Source organism: Mycobacterium sp., assembly GCF_032161845.1.
GTDB lineage: Bacteria > Actinomycetota > Actinomycetes > Mycobacteriales > Mycobacteriaceae > Mycobacterium.
Genome location: NZ_JAVRQA010000457.1, coordinates 1 through 6,064 on the forward strand (window position 1 = coordinate 1; position 6,064 = coordinate 6,064).

A 6,064-nucleotide genomic window follows, 5' to 3' on the forward strand; every position below is an offset into this window, starting at 1 on the left:
CCGACGGCCGGTGGGGTCCGTCGCGGGTGGACATGCGCGCCGAGGGTGGTCGGCTGTTCGGATGCAGCGGCTATGTCGTCGACGCTGCCGACGCCGACTTGATCCTGACTCCGGCCCGCATCCCCGAGGGAACGGCCATCTTCGTCGTCGAACGCGATGCTGCGGGTGTCGAGGTCACCCCGCTGGTCACGCTCGACCAGACCCGCAAACAGGCCCGAGTCAAACTCTCCGGCGTCCGAGGCATTCGACTCGACAGCGGGGCCATCGATTCCGCGCTCGACCGCGCCTATGCCACCTCGTGCGCACTGCTGGCCTGCGAACTGTCCGGGGTTGCCGCGCGCTGCCTCGAGATGACCAGCGAATATGCGCGCGGGCGAGTGCAGTTCGGCCGTCCGATCGGGAGCTTCCAGGCAGTGAAGCAGAAGCTGGCCGAACTGCTGATCCAGGTGGAGTCCGCACGATCGGCGGCCACCGCTGCCGTCGCCGCAGCGGCCAACGACAGCCCAGATCTCTGGTGGACCGCATCGTTGGCCAAGGCCTACTGCTCGGAAGCAGCCATGCATGCCAGCGAGGAGACCATCCAGATCCACGGCGGCATCGGCTTCACCTGGGAGCACGACGCCCATCTGTACTTCAAACGGGCCCGCAGCGGCGAGGAGCTGCTTGGAACCGCCGGCGAGCACTACGACCGCGTTGCCGAGCACGTTGCCCAGATTTGACCCACCACGATCACGAGGAGTTGGTATGCCATACGAAACGCTGAAGGTAGAGCGGCGAGGCCACGTCGGCTGGCTGCTGTTCAATCGGCCGGAACGGCGTAACGCCATGAACAACACCATGCGCGACGAATTACGGCTGGCATGGCAGGAACTTGCCGACGATCCAGCCGTGCGCGTGATCGTCAACGGCGGCATCGGCTCCCACTTTCAGACTGGAGCCGATGTCGTCGAAATCGCCACTGACGGACAAGGATTCCAGCGCTACCGCAAATCGGTGGAGGATTGGGATATGGGATTCACGTCGTGGTTCCTGCAGTTGGACAAGCCGGTCATCGCCGCGGTCAACGGAATCTGTGCCGGCGGCGGCCTGCATTTCATCGCCGACGCCGACATCGTCATCGCCGCCTCGGACGCCGCATTCACCGATCCTCACGTTTCCGTCGGCCAGGTCACCTCGATCGAGATGATCGGCCTGATGCGCAAGATTCCCGCCGAGGCGGTGCTGCGGATGGCGCTGGTCGGACGGCACGAGCGCATGACGGCACAGCGTGCCTACGAACTGGGACTGGTCAGTGAAGTGGTCGACCCACCCGAGCGGCTCCATGACGCGGCGCAGGAACTGGCCGAGAAAATCGCACGCAATTCACCGGCCGCGGTGCGTGCTACGAAGCGGGCCCTGTGGCAGGCGATGGAGTACGGCCTGACCGACGCCTGCAGGGCCGGTGCCAAGGAGATGGTCTCGTTGTGGGGCCACCCCGACCAAACTGAAGGACCTGCGGCCTTCGCTGAAAAGCGTGAGCCGCGCTGGGGCGACTGACGCGAGAGGTCAACGGCCGCCAAAAGACGGGTCACGGCGCTGGGTGAACGCTGCGAGCCCCTCGCGGAAATCCGGACTGCGGGAGCTCAACTCCATCGCAAACGCTTCGTCGGCGAGGTGCGGGACAAGCGGCTGCGCGTAGCTTGCGTTCAACAGCGATTTCGTCAAACCTATTGCGACGGTGGGCCCGTCGGCGAGTCGGTTCGCGAGCTCATCGGCCGTGGCCTCGACCTCGCCGTCATCGACGGCCGTATCCGCCATCCCCCACTCCATCGCTTCGGCCCCAGACAATCGCCGGCCAAGAATGAGGAGTTCTCTAGCGCGACGCGGACCCACGGTGCGCGGCAACAGCCAGGTGCTGCCCGAATCCGGCGTGAACCCGCGAGACAGGAAGGGGTACCACCATCGCGCGTCTCGCGACGTCACGGTGAAGTCGCACGCGAGCGCGATCTGTGCGCCGATGCCGACCGCCCAGCCGCGAACCGCGCACACGATCGGCAGTTGGATGTCAAGCAGAAGTGGGATGAGCCGGTTGGCCTGTGTTGGCATGCGGCGCTGAATGCTGGCCGTGCGCGGTTTACGGTCGCGGACCGCGTTTCGACCGACGATGTCGAAACCGCTACAGAAGTCATTGCCAGCGCCCCGAATGAGCACGACGCGCAGCTCGTCGTCGGTGGCGGCAGCCTCCAGGTTGTCGACGAAGGCCGCCATCGACGCATCGTCGAGCGCGTTACGGTGGGCCGGCCGATCGATCGTCAATGTCAGCCGCGCACCTTGTACATCGGCGGTGAGACCAGGTACCGAGACTAATTCCGCACTCATTGAAAGCCTTTCAGGTGATCGCCGTCGTTTGGCCCGCTGCGCGCGCACGCAACTCGTTCTTCAGAACCTTTCCACTGGCGTTCAGCGGCAGTTCGCTGACGATGTGCACGTGACGCGGAACCTTGTAGTTGGCCATATTGGCTCGGCTGAATGCGATGACGTCGTCGGGCGTGACGTTCTGATTCGCCCGGGCGATGACGAATGCGGCGCCCGCCTCTCCCATCCGCTCGTCGGGAACACCGACTACGGCTACCTGGGCGATACCGGGGTGTTGGCTCAGGATCTGTTCGATCTCGGCCGGGTAGGCGTTGAAGCCGCCGACGATGAACATGTCCTTGAGCCGATCGGTGATGTGCAGCCGCCCGGCAACATCGAGGATGCCGATGTCGCCGGTGTGCAACCAACCCTCCGCGTCGATGGCCGACTGCGTCTCTTCGGGTTCGTCGAGGTACCCGAGCATCAACGTGTATCCGCGCACGACGATCTCACCCTCGTGTCCCGCTGGCTGCTCCGCTCCGTCCGCCGAGACGATGCGGACCTCGACACCGGGCAAGGGTCGCCCGGCACTCGATGCCACGACCTCGAGGGGATCGTCGAAACGGCACATCGATACGATTGCGCACGACTCGGTGAGTCCGTATCCGGTAACGATGTGTTGGAATCCCACTTCGCTCTTGATCCGGTACAGCAGTGCCGCAGGAACATTGGCCGCGCCGGTCACCACCAATCGCAGCGTCCCCACACCCGCCTGCGTGTAGCCGGGGTGTTCAAGCATTGTCTGGAACAGGGTGGGTGTACCCGGCAATACAGTTATCCGCTCGGCTCGCACGATCTCGAGAACCCTCGGGACGTCTAGGGTCCGCATCGGGACGATCGTGGCGCCAGCGAGAATCGACGCCAGCCAGCCAGATTTGTAACCGAATCCGTGGAAGAACGGATTGACGATCAGATAGCGGTCACCTTCACGCAACCCGACGACGTTGTTCCAGACGGCATAGGCGCGCAACGTCTGCCCGTGCGTGCACATGGCCCCCTTCGGTCGGCCGGTGGTACCCGACGTGAAGAGGATGTCGGACACATCGTCAGGCTTCACCGACGCCGCTCGCCCTTCGACCTCGGCGGGACCGACGCCGCGACCCAGATCGAGGAAGTCGTCCCACGATTGTGTTTGGCGACTCGGCGAGCCAGACAAGATCACGATCCGCTGCAGATCGGGCAGGCCGACCAGGGGGTGCTCGGCACCGTAGCCGCCGACCGCCTCCGCCAGCGAGGCCGGGTAGTCGCGGCCAAGGAAGTCCGTTGAGGCGAAGAGCATCTTTGTGTGGCTCTTCCTGAGCACGAAGGCTGCCTCATCGCCCACGAAGCGTGTATTGATCGGCACCAGAACGGCACCCGCACGCTGCAGCCCCAACGCCGCCACGATCCAGAGTGCCGAATTGGGCGCCCAAATCGCGACGCGATCACCCTTGACCAGACCTGCGCCGATCATCGCCGCTGCGGCGCTAGAGACCGCTGCATCGAGATCTGCGTAGCTCAAGCGGAGGTCACCATCGACGATCGCTTCCGCATCGCCGAGGCGCGAGGCCGCGTCGGCCAGCAGTCGAGTCGTCGTCCCGTACCGCAAGTCCGCCCGCGGGTCTTCTTCCTGATACATACTTGATAATATATTCATAATATCTGTCACTCGGTAGCCACCCGGGGTTGAAAGAGAGGGAAAGCGCCAGGATGGCAGCCTTTCCCGCCCTGCAGGCAACCCCTCGATTCACCGACCAGTTAGAGCAACTCCCGGGAAGGACCAGCTGTGAACAAAGACGACATGATTTTGATCAGCGTGGATGACCACATCATCGAGCCGCCGAATATGTTCGTGAACCACTTGCCAGCCAAGTACAGGCACGAGGCGCCGCACCTGGTGCACAACGAAGACGGCACAGACGTCTGGAGGTTTCGTGACACCGTCATACCCAACGTCGCTCTAAACGCAGTCGCCGGCAGGCCGAAGCAGGAGTACGGGCTGGAACCACAAGGTCTCGACGAGATCCGGCCAGGCTGTTACGACGTCGACGAGCGGATCAAGGACATGAACGCCGGCGGCGTACTGGCGTCGATGAACTTTCCGTCCTTTCCCGGGTTCGCGGCGCGACTGTTCGCCACCGAGGACTCCGACTTCTCGCTGGCCTTGGTGCAGGCCTACAACGACTGGCACATCGACGAGTGGTGTGGGGCGCATCCGGGTCGGTTCATCCCGATGGCGTTGCCGGTGATCTGGGATGCCGAACTGTGTGCAGCCGAGGTACGACGGTGCTCCAAGAAGGGCGTGCACTCGCTGACGTTCTCCGAGAACCCCGCCGCCCTGGGGTATCCGAGTTTCCACGACCCATACTGGAATCCACTGTGGGAGGCCTTGGTTGACACCGACACGGTGATGAGCGTGCACATCGGGTCTTCGGGCCGGTTGTCGATTCCCGCCGTCGACTCACCGCCGGACGTGATGATCACCCTGCAGCCGATGAACATCGTGCAAGCCGCAGCGGACCTGCTGTGGTCACGGCCAGTGAAGGACTATCCCGACTTGAAGATCGCCCTGTCCGAGGGTGGCACCGGGTGGATCCCCTACTTCCTCGATCGGGTCGACCGCACCTTCGAAATGCACGCGACCTGGACACTCCAGGACTTCGGCGGAAAACTGCCCTCGGAGGTGTTCCGCGAGCACTTCCTGACGTGTTTCATCAGTGATCCGGTCGGCGTCAAACTGCGCCACGACATCGGCATCGACAACATCGCTTGGGAGATGGATTACCCACATAGCGACTCCATGTGGCCCGGCGCGCCCGAAGAACTCGGCGTCGTTCTGGCCGACGCGGACGTGCCCGACGACGAGATCAACAAGATGACCCACGAAAATGCTTGCCGCTGGTACTCATTCGACCCGTTCAAACACATCCCGCGGGAAAACGCCACGGTCGGAGCGCTGCGTCGAGCCTCGGTCGGCCACGACACCAGCATCCGGGCCCGCAGTCATCACACACTTGACGCCACGGCCAAGCTGGGCAATTTTCAGGATCAGATCGCCGCAGCGAGTGCACAGCTGACCTGAGTCGATCGAGACGGTCACCGAGTTTGTCGCGAAGCGAGGTCGTCAAAGTCAATGCGTCGGACACGGGTCGAACGATGGACCGCGCGCACGCGCGACCATACCTTCGTTAACTCGCCGGTGCGTGTGCGGAGGAGCGGATGGATTTCATTGCGCCGGCCCATGTTTCGAGCTGGTCGAACAAGGTCCCGGCGGTGGCGTCGTGCATGGCGGCCGGGTTGAAGATGGAGAAGTTCTCGAAATCCGTGAACAGCGAGAACGAAAGTTGCTGCCGGACATGGGCAATCTGTAGCTCGCTGCAGATTGCGCGGAGGTGCTCGATCGCTCTGGCGCCGCCAAGGGACCCGTAGCTGACGAAGGCTGCTGCTTTGTTGTTCCACTCGGCGTAGAGGTAGTCGATGGCGTTCTTCAGCACACCTGAGGTGGAGTGGTTGTACTCCGGTGTGACGAAGATGAAACCGTCGTAGGCGCCGATCTTGGCGGCCCAGGCCTTGGTGTGCTCGCCCGCGTACTGGCCCGCCGATGGTGGAATGGCTTCGTCCATGTGTGGCAGTGGGAAGTCGACGAGATCGATCAGTTCATAGTTCGCGCCGGTGCGGCTAGCCGCTTTGT

General features: G+C 63.4%; 6 protein-coding genes. 3 read left to right on the forward strand and 3 right to left on the reverse strand.

Going from position 1 to position 6,064, the window contains the following annotated elements; all coding sequences use genetic code 11:
- Nucleotides 1–719: acyl-CoA dehydrogenase family protein (locus QOD90_RS24760; protein WP_526354044.1), on the forward strand; the 719-nt coding region annotated here is incomplete at its 5' end.
- Between the two features lie 25 nt (nt 720–744).
- Nucleotides 745–1,536, forward strand: coding sequence for an enoyl-CoA hydratase/isomerase family protein (locus tag QOD90_RS24765; protein ID WP_526354054.1), 792 nt, complete (start codon nt 745–747; stop codon nt 1,534–1,536).
- A gap of 9 nt (nt 1,537–1,545) precedes the next feature.
- On the opposite strand, the gene QOD90_RS24770 is transcribed toward QOD90_RS24765, so the two are convergent.
- Nucleotides 1,546–2,358: an enoyl-CoA hydratase/isomerase family protein gene (locus QOD90_RS24770; protein ID WP_526354046.1), complete on the reverse strand. Its 813-nt coding sequence runs from the start codon at nt 2,356–2,358 to the stop codon at nt 1,546–1,548.
- Nucleotides 2,359–2,368: 10 nt separating this feature from the next.
- Complete coding sequence (locus tag QOD90_RS24775; protein WP_526354048.1) at nt 2,369–4,012, reverse strand: FadD3 family acyl-CoA ligase; 1,644 nt, start codon at nt 4,010–4,012, stop codon at nt 2,369–2,371.
- Between the two features lie 147 nt (nt 4,013–4,159).
- On the opposite strand from QOD90_RS24775, the gene QOD90_RS24780 reads away from it, so the two are divergent.
- Nucleotides 4,160–5,455: an amidohydrolase family protein gene (locus QOD90_RS24780; protein WP_526354050.1), complete on the forward strand. Its 1,296-nt coding sequence runs from the start codon at nt 4,160–4,162 to the stop codon at nt 5,453–5,455.
- Between the two features lie 106 nt (nt 5,456–5,561).
- Here the strand turns inward: QOD90_RS24780 and QOD90_RS24785 are convergent.
- Nucleotides 5,562–6,064: NADPH-dependent FMN reductase (locus tag QOD90_RS24785; protein WP_526354052.1), on the reverse strand; the 503-nt coding region annotated here is incomplete at its 5' end.